This is a genomic window from Georgenia muralis (assembly GCF_003814705.1).
Taxonomy (GTDB): Bacteria; Actinomycetota; Actinomycetes; order Actinomycetales; family Actinomycetaceae; genus Georgenia; species Georgenia muralis.
Genome location: NZ_RKRA01000001.1, coordinates 1,050,060 through 1,066,514, shown reverse-complemented (window position 1 = coordinate 1,066,514; position 16,455 = coordinate 1,050,060). Strand labels below are relative to the sequence as shown.

Annotated in this window: 15 protein-coding genes and 1 tRNA gene; 8 read left to right on the top strand and 8 right to left on the bottom strand. The window is 75.6% G+C overall.

Translation table 11 applies throughout. The features are described 5' to 3' along the window. The first annotated feature begins 34 nt into the window (after positions 1 to 34). On the top strand, positions 35 to 1,420 hold the full coding sequence (locus EDD32_RS18740) for a hypothetical protein (RefSeq protein WP_170175211.1): 1,386 nt from the start codon (positions 35 to 37) through the stop codon (positions 1,418 to 1,420). 171 nt (positions 1,421 to 1,591) lie between these two features. On the opposite strand, the gene EDD32_RS04610 is transcribed toward EDD32_RS18740, so the two are convergent. The 4 genes from EDD32_RS04610 to EDD32_RS04595 all read right to left on the bottom strand — a co-directional run bounded on the left by EDD32_RS04610 (position 1,592) and on the right by EDD32_RS04595 (position 6,599). Next, on the bottom strand, positions 1,592 to 2,836 hold the full coding sequence (locus tag EDD32_RS04610; protein ID WP_123915134.1) for a DUF4032 domain-containing protein: 1,245 nt from the start codon (positions 2,834 to 2,836) through the stop codon (positions 1,592 to 1,594). Between the two features lie 146 nt (positions 2,837 to 2,982). Further along, positions 2,983 to 4,110: an ABC transporter ATP-binding protein gene (locus EDD32_RS04605; RefSeq protein ID WP_123915131.1), complete on the bottom strand. Its 1,128-nt coding sequence runs from the start codon at positions 4,108 to 4,110 to the stop codon at positions 2,983 to 2,985. 135 nt (positions 4,111 to 4,245) lie between these two features. After that, complete coding sequence (gene otsB, locus EDD32_RS04600; protein WP_246005976.1) at positions 4,246 to 5,175, bottom strand: trehalose-phosphatase; 930 nt, start codon at positions 5,173 to 5,175, stop codon at positions 4,246 to 4,248. Continuing rightward, a complete protein-coding gene (locus EDD32_RS04595; protein ID WP_123915128.1) occupies positions 5,172 to 6,599 on the bottom strand; it encodes an alpha,alpha-trehalose-phosphate synthase (UDP-forming) in 1,428 nt (475 codons plus the stop codon). The genes otsB and EDD32_RS04595 overlap by 4 nt, the downstream gene beginning before the upstream one ends. Positions 6,600 to 6,764: 165 nt before the next feature. On the opposite strand from EDD32_RS04595, the gene EDD32_RS04590 reads away from it, so the two are divergent. From EDD32_RS04590 to EDD32_RS04580, 3 genes are all read left to right on the top strand, one after another. After that, positions 6,765 to 8,516, top strand: a complete 1,752-nt coding sequence (locus tag EDD32_RS04590) for a protein kinase domain-containing protein (protein WP_123915126.1) — start codon at positions 6,765 to 6,767, stop codon at positions 8,514 to 8,516. A 102-nt stretch (positions 8,517 to 8,618) separates the two neighbouring features. Next, positions 8,619 to 9,422 (top strand): DsbA family protein, encoded by an 804-nt coding sequence (locus EDD32_RS04585; RefSeq protein ID WP_123915123.1) that lies wholly within the window; start codon positions 8,619 to 8,621, stop codon positions 9,420 to 9,422. 96 nt (positions 9,423 to 9,518) lie between these two features. Further along, a tRNA-Thr gene (locus EDD32_RS04580) sits at positions 9,519 to 9,594 on the top strand. A 166-nt stretch (positions 9,595 to 9,760) separates the two neighbouring features. On the opposite strand, the gene EDD32_RS04575 is transcribed toward EDD32_RS04580, so the two are convergent. After that, entirely contained in the window at positions 9,761 to 10,024 is a 264-nt protein-coding gene (locus EDD32_RS04575; protein WP_123915120.1) for a hypothetical protein, read from the bottom strand. 108 nt (positions 10,025 to 10,132) lie between these two features. Next, the gene (locus EDD32_RS04570; RefSeq protein WP_123915117.1) at positions 10,133 to 10,801 is read right to left on the bottom strand and encodes a uracil-DNA glycosylase; all 669 of its coding nucleotides are present in this window, start codon (positions 10,799 to 10,801) and stop codon (positions 10,133 to 10,135) included. 65 nt (positions 10,802 to 10,866) lie between these two features. Here EDD32_RS04570 and EDD32_RS04565 point away from each other — a divergent pair, with 65 nt between their 5' ends. The 4 genes from EDD32_RS04565 to EDD32_RS04550 all read left to right on the top strand — a co-directional run bounded on the left by EDD32_RS04565 (position 10,867) and on the right by EDD32_RS04550 (position 13,860). Further along, complete coding sequence (locus EDD32_RS04565) at positions 10,867 to 11,247, top strand: hypothetical protein (protein ID WP_123915114.1); 381 nt, start codon at positions 10,867 to 10,869, stop codon at positions 11,245 to 11,247. A 32-nt stretch (positions 11,248 to 11,279) separates the two neighbouring features. Continuing rightward, entirely contained in the window at positions 11,280 to 11,621 is a 342-nt protein-coding gene (locus tag EDD32_RS04560) for a DUF3263 domain-containing protein (protein ID WP_123915111.1), read from the top strand. A gap of 71 nt (positions 11,622 to 11,692) precedes the next feature. Continuing rightward, positions 11,693 to 12,340 carry a LytR C-terminal domain-containing protein gene (locus EDD32_RS04555; protein WP_123915108.1) on the top strand — a complete coding sequence of 216 codons (648 nt, stop codon included), beginning with the start codon at positions 11,693 to 11,695 and terminating at the stop codon, positions 12,338 to 12,340. A gap of 5 nt (positions 12,341 to 12,345) precedes the next feature. Continuing rightward, on the top strand, positions 12,346 to 13,860 hold the full coding sequence (locus EDD32_RS04550; protein ID WP_246005974.1) for a phytoene desaturase family protein: 1,515 nt from the start codon (positions 12,346 to 12,348) through the stop codon (positions 13,858 to 13,860). Here the strand turns inward: EDD32_RS04550 and EDD32_RS04545 are convergent. Continuing rightward, entirely contained in the window at positions 13,844 to 14,632 is a 789-nt protein-coding gene (locus EDD32_RS04545) for an SGNH/GDSL hydrolase family protein (protein ID WP_123920164.1), read from the bottom strand. The genes EDD32_RS04550 and EDD32_RS04545 overlap by 17 nt on opposite strands. A gap of 343 nt (positions 14,633 to 14,975) precedes the next feature. Continuing rightward, on the bottom strand, positions 14,976 to 16,424 hold the full coding sequence (locus EDD32_RS04540; protein ID WP_123915105.1) for a glycoside hydrolase family 15 protein: 1,449 nt from the start codon (positions 16,422 to 16,424) through the stop codon (positions 14,976 to 14,978). Positions 16,425 to 16,455: the final 31 nt, after the last annotated feature.

Sequence of the window (16,455 nt, the reverse complement as noted above, 5' to 3'; positions counted from 1 at the left end):
CCGGCGCACCCCACCGCCGAGAAGGAGTGAGCACGTGAGCGAGACCGTCACCTGGACCGTCCACAGCGGCGGGCTCTACGGCGACGCCGTCGACCATGCCGCCCTCGAGGAGGCACTGCGCGAGACGAAGGCCGTCGCGCTGGTCCGGGAGGAGTCCCCGGACGCGCTCGGGGTGGTCCTGGCCGTCACCGGCCGCACCCGCCGCGTGGCCGTGGTCGAGGGCGGCGAGGTCGTCCCCGGCCCACCGCTGTTCCGGTTCGTCGACGACCTGGCCGCCGCGAGCGGTACCGAGGTCGCCGTCGGCGACGTGTGGGCGGGCGGCGAGGTCTACGTCGACGACCTGGACGAGCTCGAGGCCGACGGCGAGGACCTCGGTGCGGAAGGGACCGGCATCGGCCCCGCCGGGGACGTCGCGGGGACCGACCTCGCCGACGAGACGGACACCGATAGGACGGACACCGACGAGACGCCTGACGCCGGCCCGGACGAGGCGCAGCCGGGCGCCGAGCCCGTGACCCGGCGCGGCCGCCGGGGCCGGCGGCGCGCGGCCGACGACGACGCCGAGCACGTGCGCGTCGCCGCCGTCACTGCGATGCCCCTTCGTGAGGTGCCGTTCTGGACCGAGGACCTCGGCGTCCCCGTGGCCGTGCTCGACCGCGGCGACCGCCGCCTGGTGCTCGCCGAGCGGCCGCTCGGCGTGGGCGGCTGGGGGCGCCACGCGCTGCCGGTGGTCGAGCTCGACGTGCAGGACGGCGAGCCCTCCGTCGTTGTCACCCGCCCCGCCCCGGCCCAGCCACGGACGTGGCGGTGGGTGCCCGGCTGGCGCCCGCTCGGGCTCGTCGGGGACGCCGACGGCAAGGCCGCCGCGACCTTCGCCGAGGACGTCCTCGGTGCCGGCGGCATGGCGACCGCGCTCGCCGACGCGCTGCCCGACCTCGACCGCACCGCGGTGCGCGATGCACTCCTGGACCGCACCGACGGCCTCAGCCGGCTGGCGCGGGCGCTGGGCCTCCCGCAGGAGGCCGACGACGTGCTCCACGGCCGGCTCACGCCGCTCGCGGTGCCGGGCGCGCGGGTCTACGAGCCCCGCGGCATCGCGCACGCCATCGGCGAGACCGTCGCCCTGGAGACCCGTGGCTACGGCGCCGTCCCGGCGTTCTGGCGCACCTACCGCGGCATCGCCGTTGACCGGCCGTGGGTGATGCGCGGTGCCACGGCCACCGAGGCCCTCATCGGGGCCGCGGCGCTGACGACGGCGCTGCGCAGCGCCGGGCGGACGCGCCGGGTCGGTGCGGCCGTCGGTGCGTGGATGCTCGTCGACGCCGCGGCCGAGCTCGCGGCCGCCCGCTGGGTCTCGCGGCACACGACGCCCGAGGGCCGGTTCCTGCCGCCCGGCGGTCCCGGCCGCGAGGACGGCTGACCCCGCGGCAGCCGCCCGCGCCGGCTGGTCCCGGCCCCGACGCCCGCGCCGCCTGCTGCCGGCCCCGACGATTCTGCTCGCCTGGTCGTGGATGACGACCGGATGAGCAGAATCGTCGGAACGAGGGCCGGGGGGACGGCCGGACCGCCGGCCGGGGGGACGACCGGACTGCTACGGCTCCGTGGCCTCGTCGGCGATGCCGCCGTGGTGGAGGAACGAGCGCTCGTCGGGGCGGTGGCGCAGCACCGTCTCGACGTAGTCCTGCACGGCCTCGGCGGTCGGCACGTCACGCCGCTCGCGCTGGGACATGAACCAGCGGTGCTCGAGCAGCTCGTGGAAGATCTCGGCGGGCTCGAGCTTGCGTCGCAGCTCGCGGGGCACGGCGCGCACGGTGGGCTCGAACACCTCGGCGAGCCAGTCGTGGGCGACGACGACGGCGTCGTCGTTCTGCCGGTCGGTCAGCGCCCGGTAGGACTCGAGGTCGTTGAGCATGCGCCGGGCCTGGTTCTCCTGAACGTCCAGGCCCGTGAGCCGCATGATCTGACGGTGGTAGTGACCGGCGTCGACGACCTTGGGCTGGATCGAGACCGTGGTGCCGTCGATGTCGGTGGTGATGGTCAGCTCGCCCACGTCGAAGCCGAGGTCGTTGAGGCGGTTGATCCGGCGGGTCACGCGCCAGCGGTCGCCGGACTCGAAGGACTCCTTGCGGGTCAGCTCGGCCCACAGCGACTCGTAGCGCTCGACGATCTGGTTGCCCACGGCGATGGTGTCGACGTCCTCGTCGAGGACCTCGCCGGCCTGGAGGTCCATGAGCTCGCCGATGATGTTGGTCCGGGCGAGGTCGAGGTCGTAGGCGCGCTGCCCCGGGGTGAGCGTGGGGTGGAGCTCGCCCGTCTCGGCGTCGACGAGGTAGGCGGCGAACGCACCGGCGTCACGGCGGAAGAGGGTGTTCGAGAGCGAGACGTCGCCCCAGTAGAAGCCCAGCAGGTGCATGCGCACGAGGAGGACGGAGAGGGCGTCGATGAGCCGGTCCGCCGTCTCGGGACGCATGTACTGGCTGAAGAGCGCGCGGTAGGGCAGCGAGTACTGCAGGTGCTCGGTGACCAGGGCGGAGTTGAGATCCTCCCCGCTGTGGTCGCGCCGTCCGGTGATGACCGCGAGGGGCTGGACGGAGGGGGCACCGAGGCGGCCCAGCGCCCGGAGCTGCTCGTACTCGTGGTAGGCGACCGTCTCACCGATCTCCTTGACGGCGATGATCCGTCCGCCGAGCTTGACGAACCGCACCACGTGACGCGAGAGGCCCCGGGGGAGTGCGGCGAGGACCTCGCCGGGCCACTCCTCGAGCGGGACGTCCCAGGGCAGGTCGAGCAGCGCGGGCTCCACCGAGGCGGCGGTGATCTGGAGCTCCTGGGCCATGCGGCCATCCTCCCAGGTGGTCCGGTCGTCGCGCGGGGTGCGGGCGCGACGGTGGTGTGACGTGCCCGACACGAACGCACGGGGCGGGTCCTGCTGGACCCGCCCCGTGCGGGGTTCGAACGACGTGCGGCCCTACGGGCCGGACGTCACTGCGGCAGGCGCTTGCCCGTCGCGGAGGAGAACACGTGCTGCTCGCCCTCGCGGATGCTCACGTGGATCGTCTCGCCCTTGGCCGGGACGTCCCGGGGGTCGATGCGGACGATGATCTGGCTGGAGTCCTCGCCCGAGCCCAGGTGCTCCTTGAGCTCCTTGGACCCGGCGAGCTCGCCGTAGACGAACGCGTCGGAACCGAGGTGCTCGACGATGTTGACCGTGACCGGGATGGTGCCCTGGCCCGAGCCGGACGCCCGGTCGAGGGACTCGGGCCGGAACCCGAGGACGACCTTGCCGTTGTCCTCGGAGGTGAGGGCGTCGAGCGTGGTGCGGGTCAGCGGGACGTTGGCCTCGCCGAGGACGGCGTGGCCGTTCTCGATGTGGAAGTCACCCAGGTTCATCGCCGGGGAGCCGATGAAGCCCGCGACGAAGACGTTCGCCGGGGTGTCGTACATCTGCGCCGGGGTGCCGACCTGCTGCAGGACGCCGTCCTTGAGCACCGCGATGCGGTCACCCATGGTCAGGGCCTCGGTCTGGTCGTGGGTGACGTACACCGTCGTGACGCCCAGGCGGCGCTGGAGCGAGGCGATCTGCGTACGGGTCTGGACGCGGAGCTTGGCGTCGAGGTTCGACAGCGGCTCGTCCATGAGGAACACGCGCGGCTGGCGGACGATCGCGCGGCCCATCGCCACACGCTGACGCTGGCCGCCGGAGAGGGCCTTCGGCTTGCGCTGGAGGTACTCGGTGAGGTCGAGGATCTTCGCCGCCTCCTTGACGCGGGTCTCGATCTCGGCCTTGGGGGTGCCGGCGATCTTCAGGGCGAAGCCCATGTTGTCCGCGACGGACATGTGCGGGTACAGCGCGTAGTTCTGGAACACCATGGCGATGTCCCGGTCCTTGGGCTGGACGTCGGTGACGTCGCGGTCACCGATGAAGATGCGGCCGGCGTTGACGTCCTCGAGGCCGGCGAGCATGCGCAGCGACGTGGACTTGCCGCAGCCGGAGGGCCCGACGAGGACGAGGAACTCGCCGTCGGCGATCTCCAGGTCGAGGGCGTCCACCGCGGGGCGCTCGCCGCCGGGGTAGATGCGGGTGGCTTTGTCGAAGGTGACTGAGGCCATGGTGATGTACATCCCTTCACCGGCAGGTACGTGCCGGACGATCCGTTGTGGAGGGTGTCGAGAGCGTGTCCGCACTGACACAGCGGGCGGCCCCCGGGAAGGGGCCGTCGCTGGGGTCATCCTTGCACAGGTTTGTTACGAACGCGTGACGGAGGTCTCTTGACGCAGCTCCGCCAGGCGGACGAGGACGGCGGAGAACTCCTCCGGGTCGGCCACGCGCCAGCCGGCCAGCGTCTCGCCGTCACCGACCTTGATCCCGACGTCGTCGCCGGTCAGGACGGCGAAGGCGTCCTCGTCGGTGGTGTCGTCCCCGGCGTACAGCACGGCGTCCGCGCCGACGTCGGAGCGCAGCGTGGTCACGGCGTCCCCCTTGGTCACCGCGAGGACGGCCATCTCGACGACCTCCTTGCCCACCACGACGTGGACGCCGTCGTGGGCGGCCGGCCCGGCCAGGACCCGCCGGGTGAGCTCGGCGCCGTCCTCCGGGGCGGCGGGGCGGGTGTGCAGGACGACGGCGGCGGGCTTGGCCTGGACCCAGGCGCCCTCCACCGCGGCGGCCAGCTCCTCGGTCTCGCGCAGGAGCTCGGCACGCAGCGCGGCCTGGTCCTCGCTCAGGCTCAGGGCCTCGGCGTCCACCCCTCGCTGCCCGTCCGGGGTGAGCGTGACCCGGCCGAGCTCGGCGCCGTGGCTGCCGATGACCCGGGTGCCGTCGGGGACGTCGGCGAGCGTGGCGAGGTCCGCGGCGTTGCGGCCGGAGACGAGGACGACGTCGACGCCGTCGAGGACGGCGAGGTCGGCCAGCGCCCGCGCGGAGACCGGCAGGATCCGCGACGCCGTCGGGTCGACGACGATCGGGGCGAGCACGCCGTCGAAGTCCAGGGCCACGAGGAGCCGGCCGGCGCCGGCGAGGTCGCGCAGTGCGGCGTCGAGCCCCTCCTCGAGGTGGGCGGTGAACAGCGGCGCGTCCACACCCGGGCCCGGCACGCCGGCGTCGTCGGGGGCGCGCTCACCGTGCGGGACGTCGCGGTCCGGGCGGTCGGGGGTGGGGGCGGGCTCGGTGGTCACTGGGTCTCCGTGGGGGCGGTCATGGCGAGGTAGCCGAGGAAGTCGTCGGCCCACCGCTGGACGTCGTGCTCGAGCACGCGCCGGCGGAGGCTGCGCATGCGGCGGCGGCCCTCGCGGGGGTCCATCCCGATCGCGCGCATGACGGTGGCCTTCGTGCCGTCGATGTCGTGGGGGTTGATGAGCAGGGCCTGGGCCAGCTCGTCGGCGGCGCCGGTGAACTCGCTGAGGACCAGCGCCCCGCCGAGGTCCGAGCGGGCGGCGACGTACTCCTTGGCGACGAGGTTCATGCCGTCGCGCAGGGAGGTGACGAGCATGACGTCGGCGGCCCGGTACAGGGCGGCCATCTCCTCCATCGGGTAGGAGTGGTGGAGGTAGTGCACGGCGGCGCGCCCCAGGGTGCCGAAGTCGCCGTTGATGCGCCCGACCGTGACCTCGACCTCGTCGCGCAGCTGGCGGTACTGCTCCACCCGCTCCCGGGACGGGCTGGCCACCTGGACCATGGCCGCCTCGGGCACCCGCAGCTGCCCGTCCTCGAGGAGCTCGCCGAAGGCCTTGAGCCGGTGGCGGATCCCCTTGGTGTAGTCGAGCCGGTCCACACCGAGGAGCAGGACCTCCGGGCTGCCGAGGTTCCTGCGGATCTCCTCGGCGCGCGCCAGCACCTCGGGCGTGCGTGCGAGCTCGTCGAAGGAGGCGGCGTCGATGGAGATCGGGAAGGCCTGGGCCCGCACCTGGCGGTCCGGGCGCGACCAGCGGCCGGGGATGGTCACCTGCGGGCCGCGGACCTGGAGGTCGGTGAGCCGGCGGACGGCGCGGAGGAAGTTCGAGGCGTCGCCCGGCCGCTGGAAGCCCACGAGGTCGGCCCCGAGGAGGCCCTCGACCACCTGGCGCCGCCAGGGCAGCTGGGCGAAGATCTCGACCGGCGGGAACGGGATGTGGTTGAAGAACCCGATCTTGACGTCGGGGCGCAGCAGCCGCAGCACCGACGGGACCAGCTGGAGCTGGTAGTCGTGCACCCACACCGTCCCGCCCGGGGCGGCGGCCTCGGCCGCGGCGGCGGCGAAGCGCCGGTTGATCGAGACGTACGCGTTCCACCAGTTGCGGTGGTACTCCGGCGCCACGATGACGTCGTGGTAGAGCGGCCAGAGGGTGGCGTTGGAGAAGCCCTCGTAGTACTCGGCGACCTCGCGCTCGCTCAGCGGCACCGGCCACAGGCGCATGCCCTCGGCGTCGAACGGCTCGTGCGTGAAGTCCGGCTGGCCCGACCAGCCCACCCAGGCGCCGTCGTTCTTGCGCATGATCGGCGCCAGGGCGGTGACGAGGCCGCCCGGCGAGCGCTCGGTGCGCAGGCCCCCGTCCGGCTCGACGGTGATGTCCACGGGCAGTCGGTTCGCGACGACGACGAACTCATGCTCTCCGGCCGGCATTGGTGACTCACAGCTCCCTGGTCGACTTCCGTCCCACCGTATCCGTGCCCGTGGTGACGTGCCCGGTGGGGCGGGGGCCACGTCCCGCACGTGGCCGGGCACGGCGGGTGTCCGGCCGGGCCCTCGGCGGACCGGCCGGACGGGCCGGCTGGGTACGTTGGACCCATGACGGCGCAGGCCTCCGGGCGCTCGGTGGGCGGCTACCGGCTCGTGCGCACCCTCGGTGCCGGCGGGATGGGCACCGTCCACGAGGCCGTGGACGGCGAGGGCCGGCACGTGGCGATCAAGCTCTTGCACCCCCACATCGGCGCCGACCCGCAGGCGCGCCGCCGGCTGGCGCGGGAGGTCGCCCTGCTCCACCGGGTGCGCGACGCCGGGGTGGCGAGGGTCCTGGACGCCGAGGTGGAGGACGCCGAGGCGTTCGTCGTCACCGAGCTCGTCGAGGGACCCACGCTCGAGGAGGACGTCGCGCGGGACGGGCCCTTCGACGCCGAGGAGCTCTCGGTCCTCGCGCACGGCCTCGCCGACGCGCTGCGCTCGATCCACGCCGTCGGGGTGGTCCACCGCGACCTCAAGCCGGGCAACGTCATGATGAGCGACACCGGGCCGGTGGTCATCGACTTCGGCATCGCGCAGGTCGCCGACGACGCCCGCCTCACCCAGACCGGGATGGTCACGGGCACGCCGGGCTACCTCGACCCCGAGATCATCGCCGGCGCGGAGCCCGGGCCCGCGTGCGACTGGTGGGGGTGGGCGGCGGTGCTGGTCTTCGCCGCCACTGGCCGGCCCCCCTTCGGCCGGGGCCCGACCGACGCCGTCCTCGCCCGGGTGGCCACCGGCCAGGTGGACACGGCCGGGCTGCCGGCCGGCACCGCCCGCGCCCTCACGGCGGCCCTCGCCGCCCGGCCCGGCGACCGGCTCGGCCCCGACGACGTCCTGGCCGCGCTGGACGGGCGACCCGGGTCGGCCGAGCTCACCCGAGTCCTGGCCGCCGCGCCGCGCGTCCCCGGCCACGCCGCCCCCGGTGATCCCGAGGAGTGGCGCACCCGGGCGCTGCCGGACGTCGCCGGAGCCGGGCCGGCCACCCGCACCCTGGGCGCCGCGGAGGCGGCGACCGCGCCCGTGTACCCCCCGGGCGTCCCGCCCGTGCCGCGGCGGGAGGACGGACCGCGACGGCCCGTCGAGCAGCCCACCTGGCCGGGAGGCGCACCGGTCGAGCCGCAGGTCCGGCCGGGCCAGGTCGGGCCCGCGGCGCGGTGGGCGCCGCCGGAGCGGTGGGCGCCGCCGGCGCACGACACGCACCCCCAGGAGTGGGCCCCGGAGGGCCCGCCCGTCGCCCCGCGGTGGGCCGTGCCGCCGCGGCGGCGCAGCCTGCTCGTCGGCGTGGTCGGGCTGGGCGTGGCCGCCATCGCGACCTCCTACCCCGGTGTCTTCCTCCTCGTCGCGGCCGTCGCGCTCGTCCTCACGGCCACCGCCGGCTGGGCCGGCCGCTCGCGCCGCACCGCCCGGCTCCGCCGTGGCCCGCGGCCCGGCGACGACGCCCGCATGCTCGCCGGCGTCCCCTGGCACCTCCTGCGGGGCCTGCTCTCGGTCGTGCCCGGCCTGGTGCTCGGCCTCCTCACCGGCGCCGCCGCCTGGTGGGTCGGGATCTCGGCGGGGGATCCGCGTCTCACCCCGCCGCTGGTCCTGTGGGGCGCGGCGGCGGCGGCCCTGGGCGTGGCCTGGCTCACCCCGACGACGCTGCCCGCCCGTGAGGGCGCCCGCGCGGCGGTCGACGTGCTCACACCCACGGCCGGCTTCCGGGCGCTCCTGGCCGTGCTGGTCCTCGTCGTCGTCGTGGCGGTGGCGGCGGTCGTGCTCCTCGCGCCGCCGTCGCCGACCTGGGCGCCGCTGCCGGAGCCTGCCTGGCCCCGGTGACCACCGCTGGTCCCGCACGAGCGGGGCGCCGGGCGCCCTACCCTTGTCAGGTGCGCCGTCGCCGTCGCCGTCGCCGCACCGGACCCACGAACAGGAAGAGTCATGCCGAGCAACCCCACCAAGGCCGAGCGTCGCGAGGCCGCCCGCGAGCAGGCCGAGCAGCTGCGCGATGCGCAGGCCCGGCGTGACCGCCGCAACCGGAACATCCTCATCGGCGGTGTCATCGCCCTCATGGTGGTCGTGGCCATCGCCCTCTACGTGATCATCAGCCAGGGCTCGAAGACCGTCGCCGAGAGCGTGGACACCGTGCCGGCCAACGTCTCGGTGGAGGACGGCGGCATCTCGCTCGGTTCGGACCTCGTGGCCGGCACGGCCAACGAGGGTGCCCCGGTGCTCGACGTCTACCTCGACTACACCTGCAGCTTCTGTGCGATGTTCGAGGAGATCAACGCCGGCGACGTCGAGGAGATGGTGACCGCCGGCGACGCGACGGTCGTGTTCCACCCCGTGGCGATCCTCGACCGGACCGGGGAGTTCTCGGGCTACTCGGGCCGGTCCGCCCAGGCGGCCGCCGTCGTCGCGGACGCCGCGCCCGAGGCGTTCGCCGACTTCCACGCCGCCCTGTTCGCGCTCTGGGCCGAGGCCGTCGACGCCGGGGCGAGCGAGTCCGGCGGCGACGTCGAGCCCACCGACGAGGACATCGCCGCGGCGGCCGTCGAGTCCGGTGTCCCCCAGGACGTGGCCGACTCCATCGCCGAGGGCCGCTTCACCGAGTGGGTCTCGGCAACCACCGAGCAGTTCGGCCGGGACGGGTTCACCGGCACGCCGACCGTTCTGGTCGACGGCGAGGTCTTCCAGGAGTGGAACACCCCCGGCGCGCTCGTCGAGGCGGTCACCGGGGAGTGACGGCTCGCGGGGTGGCCGGCCGTCCGCCGGCCACCCCGCGCCGCGCAGCCCGGCTCGGCCCGGCCTCGCCGGTCATGGCAGACTGCTGCCCGCCCCGCCGCCTTAGCTCAGCTGGTAGAGCACCCGCCTTGTAAGCGGACGGTCGTCGGTTCGATTCCGACAGGCGGCTCCACAGCATGTCTGACGACTCCCGGGCATGACGGACGACGCCCGGGCATGACGGACGACGCCCGGGCATGACGGACGACGCCCGGGCCGCTCGGCTCACTCACGGGCCGGCCGGATCACTGCCGGGCCGGTCGGACGACGTCCGGGCCCGGTGCGTGAGGACGTGCCGGTCAGATGATCGAGCCCGAGTCCTGGCCGGAGTCGCCGTGGACGAACTCGTCCTCGTCGTCCGGGCCCGCGCCGACGAGCTCGGAGTCCCGTCCGTAGCTCTCGGCGTCGGTACGGGGCGCGCCCGCGGCGTGACCGCCCTTGAGGAGGTCCCGGACCGGGTGGTCACCGTGCTCCTCGGGCCGCACGAGGCCGCGGTGCACGAGGGCGTCGTTGACCAGCTCCGGGCGCCACCCGGGCTCGCGCGTCGTCTCCGGGGTTCCCATGGTCTCCTCCTCGAGGGGGCCGGCCCGACGGTCGGTGTGACCCCCGGTACTCATGATGCCCCGCGACGCCGCGGGCGTGCGACACGACCCCGCGTGGCGGACACCCCGTCAGCCGGCGAGCGACCAGTCCACCGGCTCGGCCCCGAGCTCGGCGAGCAGCGCGTTGGCCCTCGAGAACGGCCGGGAGCCGAAGAATCCGCGCGAGGCGGACAGCGGGCTGGGGTGCGCGGACTCCACGACCGGGGTGTCACCGAGGACCGGCTTGAGCGTGGCGGCGTCGCGGCCCCACAGGATCGCCACGAGCGGGGTGCCCCGGGCCACGAGCGCCCGGATGGCGTGCTCGGTCACCTCCTCCCAGCCGCGCCCCCGGTGCGAGGCGGGCGTGCCCGGGCGCACGGTGAGCACGCGGTTGAGCAGCATGACGCCGTGCCTCGCCCAGGGCGTGAGGTCGCCGTCGTCGGGGGCGGCCACACCGAGGTCGTCGTGGAGCTCGCGGTAGATGTTGCGCAGCGAGCGCGGGACCGGCCGCACGTGCGGCTGGACGGAGAACGACAGGCCCATGGGGTGTCCCGGGGTGGGGTAGGGGTCCTGGCCGACGACGAGGACGCGCACGTCGGCCATGGGGTAGGTGAAGGCCCGCAGGACGTCCGGCCCCTCGGGCAGGTAGCCGTGACCGGCCGCGAGCTCGGCGCGGAGGAAGTCGCCCAGGGCGTGGATGCGCGGCTCGACCGGGGCGAGGGCGTCGGCCCAGGCCGGGTCCACGGGGAGTGGGCTCATCGCGACGAGGCTACCGGCGCGCCGGTGTGGTGGGATGTCGGCCGCGCCCGTCGCGGGAGGTGCGGGTGGTCCTCGAGCGCGGGCCGGGCGAGGTGCCGCCGGGCTACGGCCGGTCGCAGGGCCGGGCCTCGGCCCCGGCGCAGGTCGCCTCCTTGCGGCGCGTTACCGGCTCACCGACGTGGGGCCCGCGTCGCGCGGGGACGACCGCCGCATCCTCCGGCTGGTGTGGGCGGGCGACGTCGCGCAGCTGCTGGTCGACGGCGTCGTCGTCGCCGACCGCGGACGGCTCGCCGTGGGACGTCGACCTCGACGTGCTGCCGGGCACCGAGCGCGACCGGGTGAGCGTGCGGATCCTGCCGCTGCACCCCCGCGCGGAGGTCTGGCTGCCCGCCGAGGCGCTCGACCGGGCGCCGGTCGGTCCCCGACGCGCCGACGCGACGCGCTGAGGAATGACACGGGTGTCGTTCGCTGCTCTAGCATGACGGTGGTCGGTGTGCGCCCGGCCCGAGAGGTCCCAGCGAGGAGGAGAGCCGTGACGGCAGCCCAGGCACACGAGGTCACCCCGGCCGACGCCCTCAGCGAGACCGAGCAGCAGATCCTCGCCTTCGAGCGGCAGTGGTGGAAGTACGCCGGCGCCAAGGAGACGGCGATCCGCGACCTGTTCGACATGACCGCCACCCGGTACTACCAGGTGCTCAACCAGCTCCTGGACTCCGAGGCCGCGCTCGCGGCCGACCCGATGCTCGTCAAGCGGCTGCGCCGCATGCGCTCCGCCCGCCAGCGCGAGCGCTCCGCCCGCCGGCTCGGCTCGGGGCTGTAGCCCACCCTGGCCGTGCGCCGTCACGGCGGGGGATGCGCGGGCGTGTCCACGGAGCAGATAACCTCACCTGCGTGAGCACGCACCACGAGGACTACGAGGACGAGTTCGACGTCGCCGGCCGCGACCGCGCCCCCGAGGGCGTCCACCGCAGCCCCCGTCCGCTCTGGCGCGCGCTGCTTCCCGTGGTCGCCGTCATCGTCCTGGCCCCGCTGCTGGCGTGGGGGGCCATCTCCCTGCTCGGCGGCGGCGAGGACCCCACGGCGGCACCGACCGTGGCCGCGACATCCACCGCCGTGGCCACCGAGGGCGGCACCGACAGCGCGACCGAGGGCGCGACCGAGGGCGGCACGGCCACCGCCGAGCCCACCGGCGGCGCGAGCGAGGAGCCGACGGGCGGCGCCGCCACGCAGACCCCGGAGGAGACCGAGCCGGCCGCGGGCGTCGAGCTCGGCACCCCGATCGCCGTGCTCAACGGCGCAGGCGTCGGCGGGCTGGCCGGTCAGGTCGTGGACCAGTTGGCGGCGGAGGGCTTCACCGGAGGCATCCCCGACAACTACGCCTCGGCGACCCCCGCCACGACCACCTTGTACTACAACAACGCCGGCCTGCAGGCCACCGCCGAGGAGGTGGCCTCGGTCCTGGGCATCACCAACCTCGTGGAGTCCGCGAGCGCCACCCAGGCGATCGCCATCGTCCTGCGCGCGGACTTCACCGGCTGAGTGCCGTGACGGCCCGGCGGGAGGTGCGCGACGCCGTCGTCGTGGGCGCCGGGCCCAACGGCCTGGCGGCCGCCGTCACCCTCGCGCGGGCCGGCCTGGACGTGCTCGTCCTCGAGGGGCAGCCGACGGCCGGGGGCGGCTCGCGCACCGTCGACCTCGGCCTCGCCCCGGGCATCGTGCACGACCTGTGCTCGGCGGTGCACCCCCTCGCCCTGGCGAGCCCGTTCCTGCGGGCGTTCGACCTCGCGGCCCGCGGCGTCGAGCTCGTCGTCCCCGAGGTCTCCTACGCCCAGCCGCTGGTCGGCCGGCCCGCCGCGCTGGCCTACCGCTCCCTCGAGCGCACCGCCGAGGAGCTGGGAGCCGACGGCGCCGCCTGGCGCCGCCTGCTCGGGCCGCTGGTGCGCGGGCGCGAGGCGGTCGTCGACCTGGCGCTGGGCGACCACCGGTCGGTGCCGCCGTCGCTGCTGACCCCCGCCGGTGCGCGCGCCGCCGTCGCGTTCGCCGCGGGCGTCGTCGAGCAGGGCGGGCCGTGGTGGGGGGCGCGCTTCCGGGAGGAGGCGGCGCCCGCCCTGCTGACCGGCGTCGCCGCGCACGCCATCACCGCGCTGCCGTCCCTCGCCGGCGCCGGCACCGCGCTCATGCTCGCCACCCTCGCGCACGACCCCGGCTGGCCGGTCCCGGCCGCCGGTAGCCAGGCCATCGCCGACGCCCTGGTGGCCGACCTGCGCGCGCACGGCGGCGAGGTGCGCACCGGCGAGCCCGTCCGGACCTGGCGGACGCTGCCCCGAGCGCGCGCGTACCTCTTCGACACCTCCCCGGCCACGCTCGCGTCGGTGTGGGGCGGGCGGATGCGCCCGTCCGCACGCCGCGGCTTCGGGCGGTTCCGCTACGGCGACGCCGCCACGAAGGTCGACTTCGTCCTCTCCGGCCCCGTGCCGTGGTCCGACGAGCGGGTGGGCGCGGCCGGCACGGTCCACGTCGGCGGCACCCGGGCCGAGATGGTCGCCGCGGAGCGCGACGTCGCCGCCGGGCGGCTGCCCGCCCGGCCCATGATGCTCGTCTCCGACCCCACGGTCGTGGCACGCTCGCGCGGCGCCGGCGGGCTGCGGCCGCTGTGGACGTACGCGCACGTCCCGGCGGGCTCGGCCGCCGACGTCACCGAGCTGGTGACGGCGCAGCTCGAGCGGTTCGCACCAGGCTTCCGCGACGTCGTCGTCGCCGCGCACGTCATCCCCGCCGCCCGCATGCCGGAGCACGACGAGGCGTTCGTGGGCGGCGACATCGCCTCCGGCGCCGTGACGATGCGGCGGATGGCCCTCGGCGCCCGGGTGGCGTGGGACCCCTACGACGGCGGCGTGCCAGGGGTGTACCTCGCCTCGCAGTCGACCGTCCCGGGTCCCGGCGTGCACGGCATGGCGGGCTGGTACGCCGCCCGCCGGGCGCTCGCCGAACGGTTCGGGCGCGACGTCCCCGACCTCGGACCGGTCACGCCCCGTGAGGCGCTCAGGTCCGGGGCGTGAGGACGACCGGCTCGACGTGCTTGGGCGGGCGGGTGTCGCCCGAGGATCGGCGCCGCAGCCGCCGGCCGATCCACGGCGTGGCGTACTGCCGGGCCCAGAGCAGGTCGGACCGGAGCCGCTCGGCACGGGCCACCGGCGGCAGGGGAGCCAGAGGGTCGTCCCAGGCCGGGTCGTCGGCCCCCACGCCCAGCGCCACGAGCGCCGCCTGCGCCACGCGTTCGTGACCGGCGGTCGTGAGGTGGATGCGGTCGGGCGCCCACATGCGCCAGTCGCGGAGCGAGCGCATGCCCCACACGTCCACGACGGACGCGCCGTGGCGACGGGCGAGCGACCAGACGTGGGCGTTGTACACCGCCACCCGCGCGCGGGTGGCGCGCAGGAGCGGTGAGCCGTGCGGGTCCATCCCGGTGGCGAGCAGGACGTCGGCGCCGGTCGCGCGCACCCTGACCACCGCGTCCTCGAGGACGCCGGCGAGCGCGTCCGGGTCGGACCCGGGGCGCAGGAGGTCGTTGCCGCCACCGACGAGGCTGACCAGGTCCGGGCCCAGCGCCAGGGCCTCGGGCAGCTGCTCTTCGACGATGGTGCCCAGGAGACGGCCCCGGACGGCGAGGTTGGCGTACACCAGCCCGTCGTCACCGTCCGCGCTGCTGGCGTCCCCGGGTGCGGCACCGGCCGCGAGACGGCCGGCGAGGATGTCCGCCCACCCGCGCAGACGGTCGGGGCGGGCCGGGTCGGGGAGGTCCCACAGGCCCTCGGTGAAGGAGTCGCCCATGGCGACGTACCGCGACCACGTGGGGACGGCGCCCGTCGGGCCGGGCGGCGGTTGCGTGCTGCTCACGCCCACGATCCTGCCCCGCCCGGCCCTCGTCGCGCGAGCGCTGCCGCCTCGGGGCACACCGGGACCTGGGTCCCTGGTGAATGACAACGGTGTCGATAGGTTCGGCTAGACGTCCGTCCCGACCCGCGCGAGCGCGGGTCCACCTCGAGGAGCCCTCGTGACCCCTGGCCAGATCTTCCCCCCGGCCGACGACCAGCGTGAGCGCAGCGTCCAGGACGGCGTCGACCTCGAGTAGCCCTCCCGCCCTCCTGCAGCCGGGCCGCCGGGCGCTGCCGCCCTACAGGGCGCCGGCGTCCTCCAGCGCGGCCACCGCCAGGACGACGTTGGCGCTGGACCACGTCAGCGGGGCGACCGCGGCGGGGGCCCCGCCGGCGAGGACCTTCTCAGGGATGGCTCCCGAGCCGGTGCGGTGGGCCGAGACCCAGTCAAGCCACGCCGTCGCGCGCTCGGGGTGGTCGTTGCGGGCCGCCGTCAGCGCGTACAGCGTGGTCTCGGGGGTCCAGGAGATGCCGTCGCGCTTCCATCCCGAGCCCGGTGCGAGGCCGCCCGCGGGCCGGGCCATCTCCTGCGCCGAGGCCAGCCAGGCCTCCTCCGCGCCGGCCGGGGGCTCGGCGACGAACGGCGGCAGCAGCATCGCCGTGGCGGCGTCGCGGCCGTCCCCGCCCAGCAGGGCCGTCATCGGTCCGCCGTCGCCGGCGTAGCGGGTGTAGCCGTCGGGTCCGAACGTCTCCTCGACGGCGGTGCGGAGCAGCCCGGCACGCTCGGTCACCGCGTCGGCGCGGTCCGGCTCACCCGCACCGGCGTAGATCCGTGCGGCGGCCTCGAGCCCGGCGAGCATCGGTGCGGCCGTGCCGAGGGTGAGCTCGTCCTCCTGGACCTCCCAGTAGTCCGCCGACGGCGGGGGCAGGTGCGGCGGGTCGTCGGTGAGCTCGAGGATGCGGTCGGTGGCGCGGTCGATCAGGGGGCGCAGCCGCTCCAGCGCCGTCTCGCGCGGGGCGCCGTCCGGCAGGGTGTCCAGGACGGTGGCGGCCGACCACAGCACCCAGCCGGTGCCGTCGAGCTGGATCCCCCGTCCGTCCGGCACGCCCGAGGCGTCCGGGAGGTAGCGGGCCTGGAAACCGCCGCCCGCGCTCTGGGCCTGCTCGACGAACCCGAGGACCTCGACGGCGTCGTCGGGGTGGCCGGACCGGGCCAGCGCGGCCGCGACGAAGGAGGCGTCCCGCGGCCAGACGTACCGCCAGCGGTCCGTCCAGCCCGCCACCGCCGCGCCGGGGGCGGCCGCCGTCTCGCGACCGGGGTCGTCGAAGGTGGCCCCGGTGAGGGTGCGGATGTCCAGGAGGGCGGAGGAGACGAGCTCCTCGTACCTCGTCCCCTCGCCGGGCACCGAGCCGGCGGCGAGCCAGTCGCGCTGCTCCTGGGCGAGCGCGCGCGCCCGGGGGTCGTCGGCGTCCCGGGCCAGCACCCGGCTGCCGGGCAGGTACTCGACCGACTCGCGGGCCGGGACGTCCCCGACCGTCCCGTCGGCGCTCAGGTGCACGCCGTCGAGGTAGAGGTCCACGAAGGCCTCGGTGGACTCGGTTGCCGTGAGGTGGAAGGACCACAGCGCGACGACGGCGTACACCACCACCGCCGCCGCCCACCCGACGGCTCGGCGGAGCCGCCGACGACGGCGCGGCGCCGGGCTCTCGACCGGTGCGGCGGTCCGGGGCAGAGTGGCGACCGACATCCCAGAAGGTTACGTCCACGGCCGGGGGCGC

Coding starts and splice junctions, on each gene's coding strand:
- EDD32_RS04560 (WP_123915111.1), top strand. CDS start 11,280: ATGACGGTGGTCGGTGTGCGCCCGGCCCGAGAGGTCCCAGCGAGGAGG.
- EDD32_RS04575 (WP_123915120.1), bottom strand. CDS start 10,024: ATGGGAACCCCGGAGACGACGCGCGAGCCCGGGTGGCGCCCGGAGCTG.
- EDD32_RS04610 (WP_123915134.1), bottom strand. CDS start 2,836: ATGGCCCAGGAGCTCCAGATCACCGCCGCCTCGGTGGAGCCCGCGCTG.
- EDD32_RS04540 (WP_123915105.1), bottom strand. CDS start 16,424: ATGTCGGTCGCCACTCTGCCCCGGACCGCCGCACCGGTCGAGAGCCCG.
- EDD32_RS04585 (WP_123915123.1), top strand. CDS start 8,619: ATGCCGAGCAACCCCACCAAGGCCGAGCGTCGCGAGGCCGCCCGCGAG.
- EDD32_RS04595 (WP_123915128.1), bottom strand. CDS start 6,599: ATGCCGGCCGGAGAGCATGAGTTCGTCGTCGTCGCGAACCGACTGCCC.
- EDD32_RS04570 (WP_123915117.1), bottom strand. CDS start 10,801: ATGAGCCCACTCCCCGTGGACCCGGCCTGGGCCGACGCCCTCGCCCCG.
- EDD32_RS04545 (WP_123920164.1), bottom strand. CDS start 14,632: ATGGGCGACTCCTTCACCGAGGGCCTGTGGGACCTCCCCGACCCGGCC.
- EDD32_RS04590 (WP_123915126.1), top strand. CDS start 6,765: ATGACGGCGCAGGCCTCCGGGCGCTCGGTGGGCGGCTACCGGCTCGTG.
- EDD32_RS04605 (WP_123915131.1), bottom strand. CDS start 4,110: ATGGCCTCAGTCACCTTCGACAAAGCCACCCGCATCTACCCCGGCGGC.